A 20,265-nucleotide genomic window follows, 5' to 3' on the forward strand; every position below is an offset into this window, starting at 1 on the left:
GTGAACGTTCGACTGTATATAGAAATACGATGCTATGTTAGCTATGTATTGCTATATAGATGGCCATAGCTCCGAACAACTCACTCATCGAAGACCAATTCCGCGACACTGGACGGTTTAACGCGCAACTGACGGCGCTAGGTGGTATGCGCACGTTCACCACATATTACATAGCCGACTATAGATAGGTGAGACTATAGATTTCGCAAAACTATAGTGGGCAACCTGCCAGACGAGCTGTCATCTCCACTCTCAGAACCTGTTCCAATACGGCGACATCATAGCTTCGAAATCCGCAGCAAAGACGCCGGCCGATTCAGCTCGTCCCTGTTCGGTCGAGGCTGACCGCAGTCCCGTTACTCCCCGACGATTTCCGCGAGCGTCTGCAGATTCGTCTCGGCCTGCTCGTCGCTCGAGGGAACGTACTTGACCTCCTCTGCGATCCAGTCTGCCGTCGAGTTCTCGAGGTAAAAGCGCACGAATGCGGCGACTTCCTCGCGCTGGAGTGCCTCCTTGGACGGATAGATAAATAGCGGCCGTGCCATCGGATAGCTGCCCGTTTTGGCTGCCTGCAGGCTCGGGTCGCCACACGCGTCGCCCTCGTTTGCTTTGATCGCGAGCGCCGTGATACGGTCTTTGTTCTGTGCGTAGTAGGAATACCCGAAGTAGCCGATCGCGTACGGACTACTCTCGAGTCCTTGAACGATGGTCTCGTCGTCCTCGGTACTGACGTAGTCGGATCGGTGGGAACCGACGCGACTGACGACGTTTTGGGAGAACCAGTCGTAGGTCCCCGATGTCGTGTCGGGGCCGTAGCGCTTGAACGGCTCGTCGGGCCAGTCGGCATTCAGGTCAGCCCACGTTTCCGCGCCGTCCTCGCTCCAGATCTGGGCGAGCTGGTCAAAGGAGAGACACTCGGCCCACGTGTTCTCGGTACTGACGGCCATCGTGAGCGCGTCGCCCGCGATCTGCATCTCGACCGGCGTCACGTCGTTTTCTCCACAGTGGGTTTTCTCCCCATCTTTGATCGGGCGCGACGCTGCGTTGATATCCGAATCACCGGGACAGAAATGATTCTCGAACCCGCCGCCGCTGCCGGTTGAATCGACCCTGACGGTGACGTCCGGATGTTTTTCCATAAATCGGGTTTTCATCTCCTGGGAAATCGGATACACCGTACTCGAGCCAGTGACCGTGACGGTACCCGAGAGACCGTCGCTGTTCTCGGTTGTGTCCTGGCTGTTGCCAGCGGGTTCGTCGTCACTGCTGGTCTCGCGCCCGAGACAGCCGGCGAACGCAGCCGCCGTTACCCCGCCGGTCGCTGTTAAGAAGTTCCGCCGCGACACCCCCTCGAAAGACCGTCCAAACTGGTCGCGTCTCATCATGTGAACGACGCCGAAGACTACAAAAATACGATGCTATGAGGACTGTATATCTATCAATAGTATTTAGTTCGGATATAGATCCGCCCGCCGGCCGGAGACCCCGATCGCTCAGGCGAGCAGTTCCTCGCTGTTCTCGAGTGCATAGAGCGTCCGCGCGGCCACGTTTACTGCGTGGTCGCCGACCCGCTCTACGTCGCGGACGATCACAAGCGTCCGGGAAACGTCCGTGAGAACGTTCTCGAGCGGCCACTCCGCCGACTTGTCCGGGAACGCCTGTGCGCTGTTGACTGCATCGCCGTCGACGCGGAGGTCGATAAGCGTGCGGACGATGCGCTCGGTTACGGCCCCACAGCGGGCATCAAGTTCGTCGTCACGGTCGGCGACCGCAAAACAGGCGTCTACATCGTCCGTGACGAACGCCTCGATCGCGTCCTCGACCAATTCGAGTGCGAGCGCGGCGATCCGCTCGAAATCGACGTCGGGAAGCGTCGGTGCGGACCTGGTCGATGCCAGCGTATACTCCGCTACGTTGGTCGCAAGGTCGCCCACGCGCTCGAGATCGGTGACGATCTTGAACGTCGCGATGACGCTCCGGAGGTCACTGGCGACCGGCTGGTACAGCGCCAGCAGGTCGAGACATTCGCCCTCGATCTCGAGGGAGCGGCGATTGACGGCCTGATCGCCTGCGATTACCTCGCGCGCGAGCGCACGATCACCGGCAAACAGCGCGCTGAACCCGTCTGCGAGCTGTTCGCGGACGAGATCGCCCAGCGCGATGACCGTCTCACGAAGGCGCTCGAGGCGGTCCTGATAGTCCTCGCGTGTCATCACCCGAACTTGCCGGTGACGTAGTCCTCGACCCGGTCGCTCTCGGGGTTTTCGAAGATCTTGTCGGTGTCGTCGTACTCGACGAGCTGGCCGCCCGTGAGGAAGACAGCGGTCTGGTCGCTGATCCGCGCAGCCTGCTGCATATTGTGCGTGACGACGACGACGGTGTACTCCTCGGCGAGCTGTTCAATGAGGTCCTCGATCTTGGCGGTCGCGACGGGGTCGAGCGCGCTCGCGGGCTCGTCCATCAGGATCACGTCGGGGTCGACGGCGAGACAGCGCGCGATGCACAGCCGCTGTTGCTGGCCGCCCGAGAGTCCGAGCGCGTTGTCGTCGAGGCGATCGGATACTTCGTCCCACAGCGCGGCCTGTTTTAGCGAACGCTCGACAATCTGCAGTTCGGCCTCGCTGTCGTCGCCGCCGAGCAGTTTGCCCAGCAGGCCGACGTTCACGTCGCCGTGCTTGCGCGGCCCGTAGGAGATGTTCTCGCGGATCGACTTCGGGAACGGGTTCGGGCTCTGGAACACCATCCCGACCTTCTTCCGGAGCTTCACCAGGTCGGTGTCGCCTTCGTAGATGTTCTCGCCGTCGATCTCGACGGTCCCATCGACCCGGGCGCTGTCGATGCGGTCGTTCATCCGGTTGAGACATCGAAGGAACGTCGACTTCCCGCAGCCCGACGGACCGATCAGGGCCGTCACGCTCTGTTCGGGGATCTCCATCGAGACGCTGTCGATGGCGTGGTCGTCGCCGTAGTACACGTCGAGGTCCTCGACCGTGATCGCGGCCTCGTCCTCGAACTCGTAGTCAGTCCACGAGTCGACGAGTCGCTCGTCGGTCTCGGCGTCGACCGTGTGGCTAGTGGGTTGCTGGTCCGTGAGGCTGTTCGATTGCTGTTCCTCGTTCGTTTGTGTTACTGTTTGGTCGCTCATTGGTGTAGCTTCCTCCTGAAGTAGATCCGCGAGGCGATGCCGATGGCGTAGAAGCCAAGTACCACCAGCAGCAGTACGAGAGCGGTCCCCCATCCGAACGCCTCCTCCTGGCCGACGCCGGCGGTGATGACGGCGTACAGCTGGTAGGGGAGCGCGCTCGAGGCCTGTAGCAGCGCTTCGTTCTGGACGAACGGCGGCGTTGCAGTGAACCGGAACGAGCCGAGAATACTCGGCGCGTGCGCCGGGAACGGTGCCCCGCTGGTGACCAGCAGGATCGGTGCCGTCTCGCCGGCGATCCGGCCGACGCCGAGGATCACGCCCGTCACGACGCCGGGCATCGCGGCCGGCAGCACGACGCTTCGGATCGTCTGCCACTGGTTGACGCCCAGCGCGGCGCTGGCGTCACGGTACTCGTCGGGGACGCTCTTGATCGCCTCCCGACTGGTGATGACGACCAGGGGCAGCAGCATGAAGCCCAGAACCATCATCCCTGCCAGCAGCGAGTTCCTGTTGCCAAACCGCGGTACGAGGAACGCGTAGCCGAACAGGCCGTAGACGATACTGGGCGTACTCCACAGCGCGTTGGTCGCGGTCTCGATGACCGCGGTGAACCGGCCCTGTTCGGCGTACTCGGTGAGGAAGACGGCAGCGCCGATCCCCATCGGGATCGCGAGCACCACCGCACCGATCACGAGCCAGACCGTGCCGACGATGGCTGGGAAGATGCCGCTGTACTGCTGGCCGAGCATGACGCCCTTCGTGAGGAAGGGAACGGAGATGTTCAGCCCTGGACCGAACTGTGCGCCCTCGAGGAGCTTCGGCAGCCCCTTGCGGACGACAAAGAGGATCAGCAACAGGAGCACGGCGATCATGCCGAACGCGTTCAGTCCGATCATCAGGTACGCGCCGTTCTGCCGGCCCTGGCTGCCGAATCCTTCGGCGACGATCGCGCCGCTCCAGGCGACCAGTAGGCTGAGTGTGATCGTCACCAGCGGCACGACGATTGGCGCGTGGAACGTGGCTGCCAGCGACGGCGGACCCCAGACCCAGCCGATGTCGACGAATCCGGCGGCGAGCAAGACGCCCCAGGCCAGCGCGAGGAGGCCGACCGGGAACGTCGTCCCGATGTCTTCCGGGAGTACGGCGACGCCGAGCGTCACGACGAGCGCGACGACCAGCCCCGCGAGGGCGCTGCCGGTCGCGCCGACGCCGAACAGGATCGTCGTCACGAGACCGCCAGTCGCGAAACCGACCACGCCGAACGCGACGCCGGTGCCGAGTCCGGTGTACTGGTCAGCGGTGGTCTCGAAGAGACCGACGTTCGACGCGATCCCGGCAGCGATCAAACCGGCACCAGCGAGCAGGAACACGGCGCCAAACAGCGCGAACAGGGAGAGGCCCGCGACTGCGGTGTCTGGGCTCGTGCGATCGAACAGCGTCGTCCAGCCGAGCAGGAACGTGACGATAGCGATCCCGACGATCCCCAGCGCGACGCGGTCGAACATGTCGACTCCCGGCGCGGCCGTCCGGGAGGTAGTCTCTCCGCTCATGATTCTCCCTGCAGCTGATGTTTCATCCGTCGTTCAATGTACTGCGAGCCGATCGACAGCACGGTGACGCTGACGAACAGCACGACGCCTGCGGCGAACAGCGCGCTCATGTGCGTTCCGCTAGCGACCCCGTACTGGCTCGCGATGAGGCTGGTCAGCGTCTCCGTATTCCCGAAGACGTCGTATAGTGGGTCGGGCAGCCGCTGGGCGTGGCCCAGAATCACCGTCGCCGCCATCGTTTCGCCGACGGCACGCCCGACGCCGAGTAGCACGGCAGCCGAGACTCCCGAGAACGCGGCGGGGATGGTGATGCTCTTGATCGTCTGCCAGTCGGTCGTTCCAAGCGCGAGCGAGCCGCTTTTCATCGATTCAGGGACGCTCGCGATGGCGTCCTCGGCGACGGAGACGACCGTCGGCAGCGACATCAGACCGACGACCAGTCCCACGATAACGAGGCTGCCGGATGTCGGCAGTTCCAGGTTCTCCATCATGTAGTCGTTCAGAATGGTGAAGCCGATGAAGCCGTAGACGATCGAGGGGATTCCTGCGAGCGTCTCGACGGCGGGCTTGACGATCTCGCGGACCGCGTCGGGCGCGATCTCGCTGATGAACAGCGCGCCCGCGACGCCGAGCGGCCCGGCGATCAGCATCGCCAGGATCGTCGTGACGAGCGTGCCCCACATCATCGGGACCAGCGAGTACACTTCCTCGCCGCGGGTTCGCCACATCGGCGCGGACGTCTCGGTGAACATCGCGAGGCCCATCTCCCGCATCGCCGGGAGCGCCTCGATGATAAGGTAGACGGTAATCAGCGCGAGGATCGCTCCCGTCGCGATCGTCGCGAGGAAGGTCAGCGCCTTCGCCGTCGTCGCCTGATGGTTCCACAGTCCGTACCCGACGGTGAATAGGAATCCCACCAGGGGGATCGCCGTGAACTGCGAGCCGAGCAGGAACAGGATCGTGGTCGCGACGAGACACAGCGCGCCCGCTGCCCCCGCGGTGACGACGCGGTCGTCTGACGCCTCGACCCCGAATCGGTCCTTCAGTTGTTGGTGTAGTTCTGTCGTTGACATAAAATACCGTGGTTGAACGGCGACGCGGCTTAGTTAGACGGCTCGGGAAGCTTCGCGAGCTGCTCTTCGCGCTCCTCCGGCGGGATCATGAAGTAGTTGTTCGGCGCGACGAAGTTCTGCTGGCCGAACTCGCTCAGCAGCATGCGGATGAACGCGGCCTCCTTCTCGCTGGTGTCCTCGTAGGTGTAGCAGTGGAGGTCCCGGGAGAGCGGGTAGTCCTTCGAGCCGAGGTTCTCGCCGAGGGTGTAGGTCGTGCCGTCGAGCGTCAGCGAGATGGCGGGGACGCGGTTCTCGTCGACGAACGCCAGCGCCATGTACGCGATGGCGTTGTCGGAGTTCGCGACCGTCGTCTGGACCTGCTGGTTCTGGCCCTGGCGGACGTCGACGCTCATTTCCGCCTCGGGGTCGCCGAGCATGTTAGCGCGGAACGCGGTGTCGGTACCGGAGCCGACTGCGCGGCCGACAGCCTGGATCTCCTTGTCGGGGCCGGAGTACTTGTCGATCTCGGACCAGTTCGTGATCTCGCCGGTGTAGATCCCGCGGACCTGGTCGCCGTTAAGTCCGGTCACGCCCGCGTCGTAGATCTCCTTGCTGACGACGACCGGCTGGCCGTCGCGGCCGACGACGTGGTCGACGTACTTGTCGAGTTCCTCCTGGCTGGCGTCGGGCAGCTCGTCCGCGACGCCGGAACTGGCGTCGCCGATGTCGACCTGACCGTTCGCGACCTTCTCGATGCCGGTGCCCGAGTGGCTGAGACCGACGTTGACCTGGAACGGCGGAGTGCCGTCGTCGTTGGCCTCGAAGCCGTAGAGGCCGGCCCAGTAGTCGGCCATCGGCTTGTCGGTGTCGATGTCGTACTGGCCGGGGCCCCAGTACTCCTCGTCGTCGGCCGGCGGGTTAGAGTTCCAGACCGACGCGCCGTCGGACGTGATCGGGTACACTGTCGAGGAACCGTCGGCCGTCAGTGGGCTAGTGCTACCGTCGCTGCTTGCATTTCCCAGACAGCCGGCGGCCGCCATCGTGCCGAGTGCGCCGGTCGCTGCGATGAACTTCCGTCGCGAAACCGAATCCACAGAGCGCTCGAACTGGTTGTCTGCCATCACCTGAGAAATCCGACGGGCTATAAAAATACGATGCTATGAACCATATATACCGATCAGTGGCGACATAGCTCTATATAGCTCTACGCCGGCGGCAACCGACGCGACGGATGGCGACCACGAAGCGTTCGGCTCCGCGTGACGTGATCGCGACACGTACCCGGGTCGGATCGACGAATCGCGACACTGACTTACAGCTAGCAGTATAACTCGGCGTATGAGTTTCCTGCAGGTGGGCGCAGTCGCACTCCTTGGGATCGCGGTCGTGCTCGGCGCTGCCGCTGTCGTCTATCGGGACGCAACTCGAGTCGGTGTCTCGAGACCAGCGGTCTGGGCAGGAATCGTGGCCATCGCCTGGGGTAGTGCGCTTGGGCTCTATCTCGCACCGCTTGCCGTGCCGATTCCTGGCCTGCTCGTGATGGTCGTCGGGGGACCGGCGCTGTACCTGTTCGAACGTGACGACGTGACACACAACGACAACTCCGCTGATCCGTTCTCGTTGCCGGACGGCCCTGGCGACTCCTCGAGCGATAACAGTCGCGACGAGTGAGACGGCTATTTAGCATACCAACTGAAACGGACCTCCTGTCAGTCAGTGCCGGTGGGACCGCAACCTACACTGCGGGCCCACCGGCACATCGGGACAGCAGACCGTATGAAACGGTTTACACACTGATCGCACAGCCGTCGGGACGCGATCGAGTATTCACTGACGTTTGTCCGGTGGTATGCGGAGTCCGTCTGGCCGACCGATCGCTCGGCACACCACACGCCTTTTGCCCACCCCGGTCCAACGGCCGCTAACATGAGCGATTCCGCACCTTCCGGGGCCGACGCCGACGAGGATGGCGGGCCGGCACAGGTCTCGAGTCCGGACTACCACAGCGAGAACCACACGGCCGCCCAGACCTGCGGCTGGACGGCAAACGCCCTTCGTGGCGAAGGCAAGTGTTACAAGAACATTTTCTACGGGATCGAATCCCACCGCTGCATCCAGATGACGCCGGTCGTCCGGTGTAACGAGCGGTGTGTCTTCTGTTGGCGCGATCACAACGGCCACGCCTACGAACTGGACGACGTCGAGTGGGACGACCCCGAGGCAGTGGTCGACGCCTCGATCAACCTCCAGAAGAAACTGCTCTCGGGCTTTGGCGGCAACGAAGAGGTCCCTCGAGAGGTCTTCGACCAGGCGATGGAACCGCGCCACGTCGCTATCAGCCTCGACGGCGAGCCGACGCTGTATCCCTACCTGCCAGAACTCATCGAGGCCTTCCACGACCGGGACATCACCACGTTCCTCGTCTCCAATGGCACCCGCCCCGAGGTGCTCCGTGAATGCGATCCCACCCAGCTGTACGTCAGCGTCGACGCCCCCGAACGCCACACCTTCGATCAGGTCGTCGGCGCGATGGAGGACGACGCCTGGGAGAACCTCCTCGAGACGATGGCTGTCCTCGCCGACAAAGACGAGACCCGCACCGTCCTCCGGACGACGTTGGTTGACGGCGAGAACATGCACCATCCCGACTGGTATGCCGGCTTCTACCAGCAGGCCGATCCCGACTTCATCGAACTGAAGGCGTACATGCACGTCGGTCACTCGCGCGGTCGACTCGACCGCTCGTCGATGCCAGACCACGAGGACGTCATCGAGTTCGCGGAATCGGTGGCCGACCACATGCCCGAATTCGACGAGGTCATGGGCGTCCCGGCCTCCCGCGTCGCGTTGCTCTCGAAGACGAGCGATACGTGGGTGCCAAAACTGAAGAAGGACAGCGAGTTCTGGAATCGGGACCCCGTGACGGGCGAGTGATCCAACGACGGCATACCAGCCGCGGCGAGACGCGAGCCAAAGCAGCTCAGTTACTAGATATCTCGAGTCGCGACTCCCGAACGACGCCTTCGATCGTCACACGGAGTTTGCGACTGATGGCGAACAATGCCACCGAGTACACCGCCGCACCGAACGCGACGACGGCGAGGAGCTGATACCACCGATCGACGGTGACGATGTCGATGAGCGGCCGCACCAGCACGAACATCAACACCGCAGCGGCGACTTGCTCGAGCAGCGTCCGGGGGACCAACTCGACAGCCGGCAGTTCCCGGCTGACGACGTATGCGGAGAGGAGATACCGCAGCGTCTCGGCGACGACTGTCGCAATCACGACCCCGATCGCCCCGTATGCAAGTGTCAGTGCGACGCCAAGGACGATGTTCAGCGCGAGCGTCGTCGACGAAATCCACGTGTTGACGTCCGGCCGGTCGATTCCGCCGATCGCACTCGTGAGTGGGCCACTTTGTGTGCTCACGATCTGGAACAGCGCGAGCCCGACCAGCAGCGCGGCGGCGTCGGCGTACTCGGACCCGAACGCGGTCACGACGAGTAGTTCGGGCATCGCGACAGCGCCGAAAAACATCGGAACCGCGACGATACTCGCGAACGCGAGCGTGTTCGAGACGTCGTCGCTGACGTCTTCACCCTGGCTGTGGAGGCGACTGACGCGGGCCATCAGCACGCTCTGGGCGGCCATCATCACGAACGTTGCCGGGACGGTGAGCTTCAGCGCGACTTCGTACTGGCCGGCCGCCGCCGGCGCGAGGAGATAGCCGAGGAGGAGAATGTCGAACCGGTCGTAGGTCTGTCCCAGAAACGAGTTCGGAATGCTGTATTTCGCGTACGACCAGAGACTTCCGATGGTGTCGTGGGAGGGCATCGTCGGTTTCGTTCGCACGAAATACCAGAGGATCGGCAGCGAGAGGAACGTCGCCGCAGCCAGCCCGTAGGCCATGCCGGCAGCACCGAATCCGAGGAGGACAAGTGCAAGCTGGAGCGGGAACGTCAACAGCGACCGGAAGGTGTCGACCCACATCGAGGCTCCGACGAGGCCCCGCGCCTGAACGACGCGGTCGGTCGGCTCGTAGAGCGTAACGGCACTCATCAGGACGACGAACAACACCGGTGCCGAAGCGAGTCCCGTATAGGACACGAGCCACTGCGAAGCGAGGACGCTGACAGCACCCATGAACCCCAGCCAGCCGAGTGTAAACACCAGTTGGCCGCCGATCAGCTCACGCTCTGGGGCCCCGGCCTCCGAGAACCGCTTCATGATCGCTGTTCCCCAGCCGTTGACCGCCCGATCGCCGAGTTTGACCAGCGAGAAGAGCAGATAGAACCCGCCGAACCCGGCCGGCCCGAGCACCCGCGCGAAGACGATGGTGCCGGCGAAGCCGATCACAGCCATCGTGAACTTCGCGGCCGTCGCCTTCACCGTCTCGCCGCCGAGGCTAACTGACGTCGCGTCCGTCATTCGTTTCGAGCCAACGGCGACAGAGCGGCGATTCTAGCGCGACTCGTGTGGCCGACGGGGCCAGCCATCCCAGCTATTGCTCGAGCGATCGCGTTCGATCGACGCAACCGATACGGGAGGGGACTCGGCATCATGGCTAGCAGCGGCGTCGTTGCGTGCGGTCACACTCATTATCCGGGCGTATCAGTGTACCGCCTGCTCCGACCGTCGAATCGATAGCCGGTTCGATCTCCGGCCTTCCCCGTCAGCGACATCGAGAGAGACGCTGCCCGGATGTTGAAGGGGCCAGTCGTGGTGTGTCTCTGCATGACGACGCTGGGGATTATCGCCCTCGACGCCGCCGACTACGACCTCGCCCGCGAGTGGGGGTGTGAGAACATGCTGCTCGAGACCCATGGGAAACTCGAGACGTTCGCCCATTCCGGCGAGAACCCGAATACGCTCGAGGTCTGGACGTCGGTCGCGACAGGCGTCGAGCCGCCGAGTCATGGCCTCGCCTCGACCGGCGAGCAACAGCAGTGGCGCAATCCGGTCCTCGAGTACGCGAGCGCGGTGGCTCCGTATCTCCTGCCGAAGGCGGCACGCGTCAGGATCGGCACGTGGCTGCGCGGAGACGGCGGCGGTGCGACCGAAGACAGTGGTGGAACCGACGGCGTCGGGATGACGCTCCGACAGACCGACCACTCGCATCTCTTCGAGCCAGCAGGTCGCGTCGTCCGCTGGTGGCCCGGCGTCACTCCCGGTGAGCATTTGAGCGAAACGTGGCACTGGCTCAACCTCGCCTCGCGCGGTGACATCTCCGACGATGAACTCTGGCGGCGGCTGTACGGGAATGCCGGACTCGAGGCCGGCTGGCTGCAGGGGATGGGTCAGACGGACGTGGCCGTCGCCGGGGTCCACATGCACGCCCTCGACGCCGCCGGCCACGCCTTCGCAACACATCCAGACCGCCTGCGGGAGGTGTACGAGCGGGTCGATCGCCTGCTTGGATCCGTCCGCGACCACGTCGACGAACTGCTGGTGCTGTCGGATCACGGCATGCAAGTCGAGTGGATCGACGGCGATTCCAAACCTGGCTTTCATAGCTGGCGGGCGCTCGCATCGACGACGCTCGCCGACGACCTGCCAGAAAGCGTGTTCGACGTTCGCGACTGGGTCGACGAATACGTTGCCGACAGCGACGACAGACGGGTCGAGCGACAGCCGGCAGTGATGGACACGACAGAAGAACAGCTTCGGGATCTGGGCTACCTCGAGTGACCGATCGGCACCTGTCCCATCGCCTTTCAATCGAGGTAGCCGAGTTCGCGCAGATGGTCCTCAGGGACGTCGATGGTCTCCCCGCCCTCGTCGTTCTCGCGTTCGACGCGCGTGTCGCTGACGTGTGCATCGACCCAGTCTCTGACGTCGAACACCGACTCAGGACGGGTGTCGGTCGTTGCACTCGCGTACGCCCGCCAGGAGTGCGTCGCGGGATTCTTGCCAGCGTCAGGCGGGTAGAATTCAGTGCGCATCCCGTGGTCGCTAAGGAGCAGGAGGTCGTCGCCGTCCTCGAGTGCGTCGACGGTCTCCTCGACGAACTCACCGACGCGGGCGTAGGCGTGTCGAAGCGCGTCCTCGTCGTCGGCGTAGGCGTGGCCGGCGGCGTCGAGGGCGTGGATGTGGACACCAGCGATCGAGACGGGATGGCGGAGCATCTCGCGCGCCCAGGCGAACTGCTGGGCACACTGGCCGAATAGTTCGCGCTCGAACTCGCTGCGAGACATCCCCTCGGCGACGGCATTCATCAGGTCCCACGCCCGTTGCAGCGGCCGGCCGTCGGCGACGCCCGGCCAGTTGTGAACGACTGCGCTCTCGGCATCGAATATCGACTCGGCATCCGTGCGGCCGATCCGTTCGCGTTCGCCCGTCCGCGAGCGGACGACTTTGCCGAGCGTTCCGCGGGTCGACTCGTCGAGTCGACCGGAAATGCGAGAGAGTCCCTCGAGGACGGGGTTGTCCCACTCGCTCGTCCCGCCGCCAGTGATGCCGTGCTCCTCGGGATGCAGACCGGTCGCGACCGTCGCCCACACCTCCGGCGTGTACGGCAGATCCTGTGTATGCGCGAACGTCCCGAGGTCGCCACTCGAGGCGAGTCGAAACGAATCGAGATCGAAGTAGTCGACCAGTCCGGCATCGAGCGCGTCCAGTGCGAGGACGATCACCGTCATCCGTCGCTCCCTCCGTCAGTCGGTCGTTGCTCACTAATCATGCATATCCTAGGTCCTCAAGATCCTCCTGCAGCGCATCCTCCTTGACCACGTACTCGGGATCGAACCGCTCGAGCCGTCGCTCGAGCGCCGGATCGGTCGCCGGGTCGCCGTCCGAGAGTCGAACGGTTCCATCGTTCGTCGCGAGGTGCTCGTTGTTCATCGCTGCCTTTTGCTCGCCGTAGGCAGCGAAGGCGACCTCGCGCTCGAGCGTGCCGATGCCGTGTTCTCGCCCAGAGAGGACCGTTGGGACGTCGACAAGCGAGACGACATCGCCGAGGTCGGGCGCGTTTCGCGTGCCGAAGGGGACGCGTAACAGCTCCGGCCGCATCTCGCCGGGATGGCCCCACAGGCCATCTTCACCCAGGAGTTCGCCGTGGTCGGCACAGAAGACGACGCGCGTCTCGTCGGGAATCGCCTCCCAGAGCCGTGCGAGTTTCCGGTCGAGTTCGACGACCTCCCGGCGGTACAGGTCGCGAACGAGATTTTCATCGGCTGCCGAGCCACGCCCCGAGAGGACGCGGCGAGTCACCCGCTGGGCTTTGGCCCGACTTACGCCTGCGCTGTCCGGATCGTACGGATGGTGTGGCTCCATGAAATGGAGCCAGCCGAACCACGAATCGTGACCCTCGCATTCCGTGAGGAACTGCTCAATCACGTCGTCTGCCGGTCGAAACGACTTCTCGATGTCGGTAACGCGACTCCGAAGTGCCTGATACCGGTTCCAGCCCCAGCTCGCGATGCGATAGGCGAGGGTCCCGCGATCAAGTACCACTGCCCCCTTTTCTTTGAGCGTCTCGCCGCCTCCTTTGGGGGAGGTAAAGGAGTCGAAGCCGTCGTCATAGCCGTATTCGGCCGACAGGAGGTGATTCGTCGTCACGCCGACGCAGTGACGGTCGAACGCGCGGGCGACGCTCGTTCCGTCCCCGAGGCCGCTACCGGCGGCGTACTCACCGCCGATGATCGCGGGGAAACTTCCGAACGTCGCCGTCGACGTCGAAAACGCCCGTGGGTGAGTCCGCTCGAGGAATTCCTGCGTCTGTTCCATCTCGTCGAACCGATCGGCACGCAGCGAGTCGACGGTGACGAGCAGCGTCATCTCCGCGTCGGACGTCATCGCTGGATCACCTGTCGTAGCACGTGGGTCGGTGCCATAGCCTCGATACGCAGTCGAACGTCTCGGGCGTCCATCACCTTCTCCTCGAGCCACGTTGGAAGCGGGAGGTCGCTATCGAGGATGGCGAGTGGCTTGTCGACGGACTGCGTTCCGAGCCAGAACCCGCGGGCGACGACCTGATCGTAGCCCCACTTCTCGCGGAAGTACGCCTTGCTCGCCAGCAGTTTGGCACGGTCTCGCCGGTTCGCGTCGTACTCGCTGCCGCCGCCAGGGTGGTGTGGGAAGAGCACGGCAGGGCAGGTCCCGAATCGCCAGTCGGTTGCCTGCCAGTGGGCGACGAAGAAGTCGAGGTGTTCGCGGCCGATGACGTAGGTTTCGTCCCAAGACTGCTCCTCGAGACAGTCCCGTCGAAACGTCACGACGTTCGGCACGAAGTCGAACTCGACGAGCGGGTAGCCCGCCACCTGTGTTGCCGTCTTCGCACCCGTATCACGGATGAGCACGTCGCCGTCCTCGAACAGATCGTGACACAATCCCTGGATCCGCCCGTGCTCGAGCAACAGGCCGCTGATCCCGCCGAACTCGGGACGGGCCTCGAGCTGGCGTGCGAGGATGTCGACGTTCGTCGGCACCTCTTGGTCGCTGTCGACGACCGTCAGGTACTCCTCGGAGAGGGCGCCGACGATCGCGTTGCGGCCAACGCCGAGTCCCGCATCGTATGGCAGGTCGATCAACTCGAGATCGAACGGCCACGATCGCTCGTAGAGGTGGTCGCGCTCCTCGGTCCGCCCGTCGTCGGCGACGTAGACCGTTTCGTAGGCGTTCGCAGGGACCGACTCGAGGAGCCGCTCGAGTTTCTCGGTGCGGTTGAACACCTTGAGACCGAGGGCAGTGCTGGGGGTGCTCACGACGAGTCCACCCCCGTCGCGGTCGCGTCGCCTCTCGTCTGTCGATCGAGTTGTCTCGTCATGAGTCTCACTCCGTGTATCCAAGCGACGTCAGGCGGTCCTGAACGTCGACGCTGACCTCGCGATCGCGGTCCGACTCCGCCTCGAGCGTCGGCTGTCTGGTCGTTTCGTCGCGGGCCTCGAGTTCGATCCACGGCACCCGCCGGACGCTCGAGACGGGTTTGTCGGGATGGCCCCAGATGCCGAGTTCGCCCATCGCGTTGCCGTGGTCGGAACTCACGATCAGCGTGCCGTCGACGTTGCGTCGAAGCGTCGCCACCGATTCCAGTCCGATTCGCAGGTTGTCGGCGTAGGCCGCCCACACCTCGTCGCTGTCCAGTTCACCGCGTCGCACCCGGCCCCAGGCGTCGAGACCGGCCTCGTCCGGATCCACGACTGACCCCGGCGACCCCCAGTGTGCCGGGCGATAGCCCGCGTGAAGGTCCGGCCGCTCGAGAAACGGGACGTGTGGCTGCATGTAGTGGACGATGACACGGTCGAACTCCCCGGAGCGACAGACGCGGATCGCACGGTCGGTAAGCGGTTCGGGCCGGATCGTGCCGGCGTCGTCGTCCCAGGCATATCGCCACACCTCGTCGAGCAGTCCGAGCGGGTGACCGTCGCCGAGGACCGCCGCAGAGAACGGATTCCCCGTCACGTACGCCGTCCGCTCGAGGGTCGCCGCGTGCGCTGGCGTGAACGTCCGGCGCATCCACTCTTTCGACGACCCTGCGATCGAGTCGATCGCCCCCGCCTCGACGTCGGCCGGCGAGGGGAGCCAGTCGTATTCGGTGGCGACCTCGGCCATCAGGTCGACCCGGCAGGCGTCCAGCAGAACGAGGATGTCCCACTCACGGTCGAAGACGGTCCGATCGGCGAACGCACCCATCCATACCTGTCGACCGACCCACTCGTAGACGACCTCGAGCGACCGACGAACGCCACGGTCGGGCACGTTTCGGATGAATCGGCTGATTCCCATCAGTTGACCACCGCCCTCGAGTACGACATGCGGATTCGATGCTCACTCATGCGTATCCCAGATCCTCGAGTTGTTGCATCACCGCGTCGTCGAGTTCGCCGTCTTCCTCGACGTCCTCGCGGCGCTCGAGTGAGCCGACGAGAGCGCACAGTCGCGCCTGCGGGTCCTCGTAAGGCGTGTCGCCCCACTCCACGAATCTATCGAACGTTTCATAGCCGAAGTACTCGCCGAGCGCGACTCCCTCGAGCCACCGAGTTCGGTATGCGACATCCTCGAACCCTTTCCGGCGCATCGCGTCGAGGTGTCGGTCGGGGAGGCCGTGATACTCGACGAGGGTTTCGCCCTCGCGGAACCCGCCGGATGTGCGCTCGCCGTGGTCCGCATTATCGGCATCGTCGCGCTCGACAGCGATCTCGGCGTCGCGTTCCGAGAGCGCAGTGAGGTCGCGGCCTCGAGTAGCGAGGTCTGACTCGAGGCCGGCCCCGGCGAGAACCGTCTCGTGGACGTCCATGAGATTCACCGATCGGTCATCGGTTGTGATTCCCTCGACGGGCCCGTCACGTGCGTCGTAGATCGATAGCGGTACCCGGGCGAGTTCGGGATAGATGCCCGAGAGATGCTCCCAGCCGCCGTGTTCACCGAGGAGTTCGCCGTGGTCGCTGACCGTGATAATCAGGTCAAAGGAGTCGCGCAGTGCCGCGAAGATCCGCTCGTGCATATGGGAGAGATAGCGGACGCTGTCGTCGTAGGCCCGTTCGATATCCGCGGGGTCGTCTTTGGGCTCGCCAAGTGAGGCGGCCAGTCCCTCGATATCGACGTCGACGGTCTTCCACTCCGGGGGAGGATCGTACGGCGAGTGGGCCTCCATCAGGTTCATAAACAGGAACTCGTCGTCGCCGAACGCCGTCTCGCGGGCGAGCTCGAGCGCCGTGCTCGCACCGTCGTCGACGACCGCTGTATGGCGACCGAAGCGAGTGTCGCGCAGTTTCAATTTTGCGCCGTGTTTCAGCGACGGAAGCGTTCGGCTGTCCCCGAGAACCACTTCTTTGAGAGCGCGCGCGTACCGCTCGGGGCCGCTGTCGCGCGTCTGGGCGATGAATCCATCCCAGTCGAAGAGGTCATCGCCGTGATGTTTGAGCCGCCAGCTCTTTTCGAACTGCTCGAAGCCGCGATCGGCGTCGAACACCGGCGAAATGTTGGGATTCGCGCTAAATGCCCGGGTCGTGTAGCCGGCATCCTGCAGCCGTTCGGCGAGCAGCGGTTCAGGGCAGTCGAACGTCTGTGCGCCGGCGTAGATGCCGGCCTCGCTTGCGTACCGTCCCGTAAACAGTGATGCGTGGGCGGGGACCGTCCAGTGGCTGGTACTCCAGGCGTACTCGAATCGCCGGCCGGGCAGCCAGTCGAAGTGCTCCTCGAAGGCGTCGTATCGCAGCGTATCGAGGACGATGAGTGCAACGTTCGTCATGAATTCGTATGGAGGGTTATCTGTTGGATCGAATCGCGTTCGGCAGGCCATACCGGACCGTGTCGACGAGGTTCCAGACCCCCTTTCGCCACAGCCAGTCGTTTACCCGCCCCGTGAGCGTGTCGGGGACCAGAACCGTCTCGTAGCGGTCGGGATACTCCTGTTTCAGGCGGGCCTCGAGCGTCTCGTCGAGCGTCGCCCGCGGCGGGTCAGGGTGGTGCATCCTGACCTCGTCGTGATACGCACAGTGACCGTCGGCGTCGCGTTCCATCCGCCAGCCAAATTCGGTGTCATCGCGCCAGCCGGCGAACGTCGATCGAAAGCCACCGACGCTAAGCGCCGTATCACGATCGAACGCGAGGTTACAGCCGACGTACCGGCGCTCCCCGTCGTAGGTCCGCCCGCCGAAGACGGCCCCCTCGAGACAGACGAGTTCCGGATCGCGATCGAACGCGGCCAGAATCTTCGAGAGCCAGTCTCGAGGCGGCAGACAGTCGTCGTCGGTCAGTGCGACGAGTTCGCCGCGGGCAGCACGAATTCCTTCGTTTCGTGCCTCACAGATGTCGAGTGTCGCATCGTCGACGACGATCACTTCGTATGCGTCGGCCGTCTGCTCGCGGAGGGACTCGACGACGGCGTCGTGGCTGTTCGAGGGAATCGTCGGGATGACTACGGAGATGTCCGGATCCGGATGGTCGATCGGCCAGAGAGGGGAGTCAACCGTCGTGTTCGTCACTCGTCGGTCACCCCCTCGAGCGACGGGTCACGGTCCTCATCGAGGGCGCGGATCGCCTCGGTGGGGCGGCGTCGCTGGCTCGGTCCGAGCCGCTCCAGTTCGTCGGTGCTGGGGCCTATGTCAGCGGCCGCCGTCTCCGCGACGACCGCGCGTAGGTCTTCCGCGAAGCGGTCGTACTCGTAGCGTCTGGCGGCCTGGCGAATCTCGACAGGGTCGAAGTCGTCGGGGTCGAACTGCCGTACCGTCTCCCGGATCGACGAGACGGTCGGCTCGAAACACAGCCCCGTCCGCCCACCTTGGACCTGATACCGCGTGAACCCCTCGTCGACGCCGAGTAAGGGTTTGCCGGCCATCATCGTCTCTGCGCCGACGAGGCCGAAGTCCTCCTGTTTCGGCGCGTAGACGACGGCAGTGGCCCGTGCGACCAGCGACTCGATGTCGTCGACGTAGCCCCGGACTTCGATGTTGTCGTGCTTTGTGGCGAACGCCTCAAGTCGCTCGCGTTGCTGGCCATCGCCAGCGATCACGAGCCGTTCGTCTAGTCCCGCAAAGGCCGTCGCGATCAGGCCGATCCGCTTTTCGGGGGCGAGTCGCGACCAGGTGACGAAGTAGCCGTCGTCGCCGTCGTTGCGCCAGTCGCCGGTGACTGGTGGGTAGACGACCGTCGCGTCCCGATCGTAGTACCGCCGGATTCGGTCCCGAACCAGTTCGCTATTCGCGACGAACTGATCGACGTAGTCGTTGGCTTCCTTGTCGAGCGCCCGCCACCCCTTTGCGTAGGCCTTGACCCCGGCCTCGACGATCGGTTTGCGAAACGACGAGAGCCGGTCCCGATAGAGGTCATAGAGCCACCGCGGCGGACTATGTGGATAGTGGACGATCCGCTGGCCGACTTCGGGGACGTAGGATTTCGACAGCGGCGCGCTCTCGACGATCACGTCGTACTCGGCAAGCGCCGGATGCGCGTCGGTCATGTCGAGCGCCACGTTGAGCGTCTCGAGGGGGTTCATCCCCTCGTTTTGCCACTCGAGAAACGGCTGCCACGGCAGCGAGGTGTACTTTTCCTGCCGGAACGGGACCACGGTGACGTCGGTGGGAATGTCGGTTCCTGCGGCGACGTAGGCCGTGTAGATCGGCGCGTCGAGGACGCGTGCCGCCTCGATGGCGAACTCCTCACCGCCCCCGATACCGGGGAAGCGATCGTGGAGGATCGCGACGTCGGTCACTGTAACACCTCCCGGAGTTCCTCGTCGGGCGTCCAGGTACCATCGTGGGTTTCGGTGTCGCCGTCCGCGTGAGCGCGCAGGAGGGTAACGCTCGCACGAAACAGCGAGATCTGGGTGTCGAACAGCGAATAGAGCGGCTGGAGCGGCCCGAGCGCATCGCGAGAACCAAGCGCGGTAAAGGCGAGGACGCCGGCCGGCGTCGCCAATCCGAGCGGGCCCAAAATAGCCAGCGACCCGACCGTGGCTAGCGCGAGTCCGGACGCGACGAGCCACGGCGAGACGACCATGAACCACCAGTTGAAGGGGAGGACAACCCGGCCGTAGGCTCCGTGGCGACCGAGGGCGTCACGCTGTCGCCAGAGGAGTCGCAACAGCCCCATCGCGCGCCGGTCTTTCTGCTCGCGGCGCTTGCCGAACGACGAGTGGGCGGCTTCCTTGTAATGGATAGCCGGATCGAAGACGACCCGACCGCCGTTGCGTCGAATCTTGAGCGCGAGTTCGGTGTCGTCGGCGATCGAGTCCTCGTCGATCGGGACGATCGCATCGCGTTCGAACGCCGAGAACGGCCCGTGGAAGATCAGCGTCGAGTCGATGTGTGACTCGAGCACCTGAATCATCGTCTGGATGTCCCGGTAGCCTCGTTCGACCTCGCTGTCGCCGAGGACCTCGGCGTTGCGGCCAGTCACCGCCGCGACCTCGGGGTCGGCGAGGTTCGCCACGGCCCGCCGGACGGCATCGGGTGCGATCCGGGAGTCACAGTCGGTCTTGATGACGACCTCGTTTGCCGCAGCCGCGTAAGCCTCGTTCAGCGCGACTGCAAGCCCCCGGCGCTCGTCTTCGCGGATGAGCGTCAGCTGCGGTTCGTCCCGGCCGGCGAAGAACGTCTCGACCAGATCGGCCGTCCCGTCGTCGCTCGAGTCGACGACGACGATCTCAACCTTCGACATCGGGTAGTCGAGTTCGACCAGTTCCTCGAGTTTCGACTCGACGATGGCGGCCTCGTTGTAGGTCGGCAGGACGACGCTCACCGACGGCTCTCGCGGCCACGTGTTGGCGGGCGTCCCCGACGGCCGTCGGAGGTAGTAGACGCCGAGATAGATCAAATACGGAAGTCCAGTCAGTGCGACCAGCCCGAACAACGCCTCGAGGAACCGCTTCATGCAGGTCTGTCGCAACGCTCAACGGGTCGCGACAAAGCACGATGGCTTGCATTGTGCAAGGGAGGTGTCTCTCCCGATTATGACACCCTGTGTCTGGAAAACACACAGCTGATACTGCCGGACAAAACGGCTCAGACATCGATCGCACTCGAGACGCTGTCGCCGACGGCGACAGCCGTCGAGACGCGATCGAGTATTCACTGA

Annotated in this window: 18 protein-coding genes; 3 read left to right on the plus strand and 15 right to left on the minus strand. The window is 64.2% G+C overall.

The window, feature by feature from the left end; translation table 11 throughout:
* Positions 1–356: 356 nt before the first annotated feature.
* The 6 genes from BDK88_RS10990 to BDK88_RS11015 form a co-directional block, all read right to left on the minus strand.
* Positions 357–1,382, minus strand: coding sequence for a phosphate ABC transporter substrate-binding protein PstS family protein (locus tag BDK88_RS10990; protein ID WP_130500415.1), 1,026 nt, complete (start codon positions 1,380–1,382; stop codon positions 357–359).
* Between the two features lie 111 nt (positions 1,383–1,493).
* The gene (phoU, locus tag BDK88_RS10995) at positions 1,494–2,213 is read right to left on the minus strand and encodes a phosphate signaling complex protein PhoU (protein WP_130500416.1); all 720 of its coding nucleotides are present in this window, start codon (positions 2,211–2,213) and stop codon (positions 1,494–1,496) included.
* Positions 2,213–3,145 carry a phosphate ABC transporter ATP-binding protein PstB gene (gene pstB, locus BDK88_RS11000; protein ID WP_130500417.1) on the minus strand — a complete coding sequence of 311 codons (933 nt, stop codon included), beginning with the start codon at positions 3,143–3,145 and terminating at the stop codon, positions 2,213–2,215. The genes phoU and pstB overlap by 1 nt, the downstream gene beginning before the upstream one ends.
* The gene (gene pstA, locus BDK88_RS11005; RefSeq protein WP_130500418.1) at positions 3,142–4,695 is read right to left on the minus strand and encodes a phosphate ABC transporter permease PstA; all 1,554 of its coding nucleotides are present in this window, start codon (positions 4,693–4,695) and stop codon (positions 3,142–3,144) included. Before pstA ends, pstB begins: the two co-directional genes overlap by 4 nt.
* Entirely contained in the window at positions 4,692–5,768 is a 1,077-nt protein-coding gene (pstC, locus tag BDK88_RS11010) for a phosphate ABC transporter permease subunit PstC (protein ID WP_130500419.1), read from the minus strand. The genes pstA and pstC overlap by 4 nt, the downstream gene beginning before the upstream one ends.
* A 29-nt stretch (positions 5,769–5,797) precedes the next feature.
* Positions 5,798–6,868, minus strand: coding sequence for a PstS family phosphate ABC transporter substrate-binding protein (locus BDK88_RS11015; protein WP_130500420.1), 1,071 nt, complete (start codon positions 6,866–6,868; stop codon positions 5,798–5,800).
* A gap of 217 nt (positions 6,869–7,085) precedes the next feature.
* Here BDK88_RS11015 and BDK88_RS11020 point away from each other — a divergent pair, with 217 nt between their 5' ends.
* Both BDK88_RS11020 and twy1 read left to right on the plus strand, forming a co-directional pair.
* The gene (locus BDK88_RS11020) at positions 7,086–7,418 is read left to right on the plus strand and encodes a hypothetical protein (protein WP_130500421.1); all 333 of its coding nucleotides are present in this window, start codon (positions 7,086–7,088) and stop codon (positions 7,416–7,418) included.
* A 255-nt stretch (positions 7,419–7,673) separates the two neighbouring features.
* Positions 7,674–8,681, plus strand: coding sequence for a 4-demethylwyosine synthase TYW1 (twy1, locus tag BDK88_RS11025; RefSeq protein WP_130500422.1), 1,008 nt, complete (start codon positions 7,674–7,676; stop codon positions 8,679–8,681).
* A gap of 46 nt (positions 8,682–8,727) precedes the next feature.
* On the opposite strand, the gene BDK88_RS11030 is transcribed toward twy1, so the two are convergent.
* The gene (locus tag BDK88_RS11030) at positions 8,728–10,179 is read right to left on the minus strand and encodes an oligosaccharide flippase family protein (RefSeq protein WP_130500423.1); all 1,452 of its coding nucleotides are present in this window, start codon (positions 10,177–10,179) and stop codon (positions 8,728–8,730) included.
* A gap of 306 nt (positions 10,180–10,485) precedes the next feature.
* On the opposite strand from BDK88_RS11030, the gene BDK88_RS11035 reads away from it, so the two are divergent.
* The gene (locus tag BDK88_RS11035; protein WP_165396949.1) at positions 10,486–11,439 is read left to right on the plus strand and encodes an alkaline phosphatase family protein; all 954 of its coding nucleotides are present in this window, start codon (positions 10,486–10,488) and stop codon (positions 11,437–11,439) included.
* 26 nt (positions 11,440–11,465) lie between these two features.
* Here BDK88_RS11035 and BDK88_RS11040 read toward each other — a convergent pair whose 3' ends face one another.
* The 8 genes from BDK88_RS11040 to BDK88_RS11075 form a co-directional block, all read right to left on the minus strand.
* Positions 11,466–12,389 carry an alkaline phosphatase family protein gene (locus tag BDK88_RS11040; protein ID WP_130500425.1) on the minus strand — a complete coding sequence of 308 codons (924 nt, stop codon included), beginning with the start codon at positions 12,387–12,389 and terminating at the stop codon, positions 11,466–11,468.
* Between the two features lie 37 nt (positions 12,390–12,426).
* Positions 12,427–13,545: a sulfatase-like hydrolase/transferase gene (locus BDK88_RS11045; protein WP_130500426.1), complete on the minus strand. Its 1,119-nt coding sequence runs from the start codon at positions 13,543–13,545 to the stop codon at positions 12,427–12,429.
* Positions 13,542–14,453: a glycosyltransferase family 2 protein gene (locus BDK88_RS11050; protein WP_165396950.1), complete on the minus strand. Its 912-nt coding sequence runs from the start codon at positions 14,451–14,453 to the stop codon at positions 13,542–13,544. Before BDK88_RS11050 ends, BDK88_RS11045 begins: the two co-directional genes overlap by 4 nt.
* Before the next feature lie 67 nt (positions 14,454–14,520).
* Positions 14,521–15,474: an alkaline phosphatase family protein gene (locus tag BDK88_RS11055; RefSeq protein ID WP_130500428.1), complete on the minus strand. Its 954-nt coding sequence runs from the start codon at positions 15,472–15,474 to the stop codon at positions 14,521–14,523.
* Between the two features lie 46 nt (positions 15,475–15,520).
* Positions 15,521–16,939: a sulfatase-like hydrolase/transferase gene (locus BDK88_RS11060; RefSeq protein WP_130500429.1), complete on the minus strand. Its 1,419-nt coding sequence runs from the start codon at positions 16,937–16,939 to the stop codon at positions 15,521–15,523.
* Between the two features lie 16 nt (positions 16,940–16,955).
* Positions 16,956–17,675 carry a glycosyltransferase gene (locus BDK88_RS11065; RefSeq protein ID WP_207225272.1) on the minus strand — a complete coding sequence of 240 codons (720 nt, stop codon included), beginning with the start codon at positions 17,673–17,675 and terminating at the stop codon, positions 16,956–16,958.
* Entirely contained in the window at positions 17,672–18,901 is a 1,230-nt protein-coding gene (locus tag BDK88_RS11070; protein WP_130500430.1) for a glycosyltransferase, read from the minus strand. The genes BDK88_RS11065 and BDK88_RS11070 overlap by 4 nt, the downstream gene beginning before the upstream one ends.
* The gene (locus tag BDK88_RS11075; RefSeq protein ID WP_130500431.1) at positions 18,898–20,061 is read right to left on the minus strand and encodes a glycosyltransferase; all 1,164 of its coding nucleotides are present in this window, start codon (positions 20,059–20,061) and stop codon (positions 18,898–18,900) included. Before BDK88_RS11075 ends, BDK88_RS11070 begins: the two co-directional genes overlap by 4 nt.
* Positions 20,062–20,265 lie beyond the last annotated feature (204 nt).

This window comes from Natrinema hispanicum (assembly GCF_004217335.1).
Classification (GTDB): domain Archaea; phylum Halobacteriota; class Halobacteria; order Halobacteriales; family Natrialbaceae; genus Natrinema; species Natrinema hispanicum.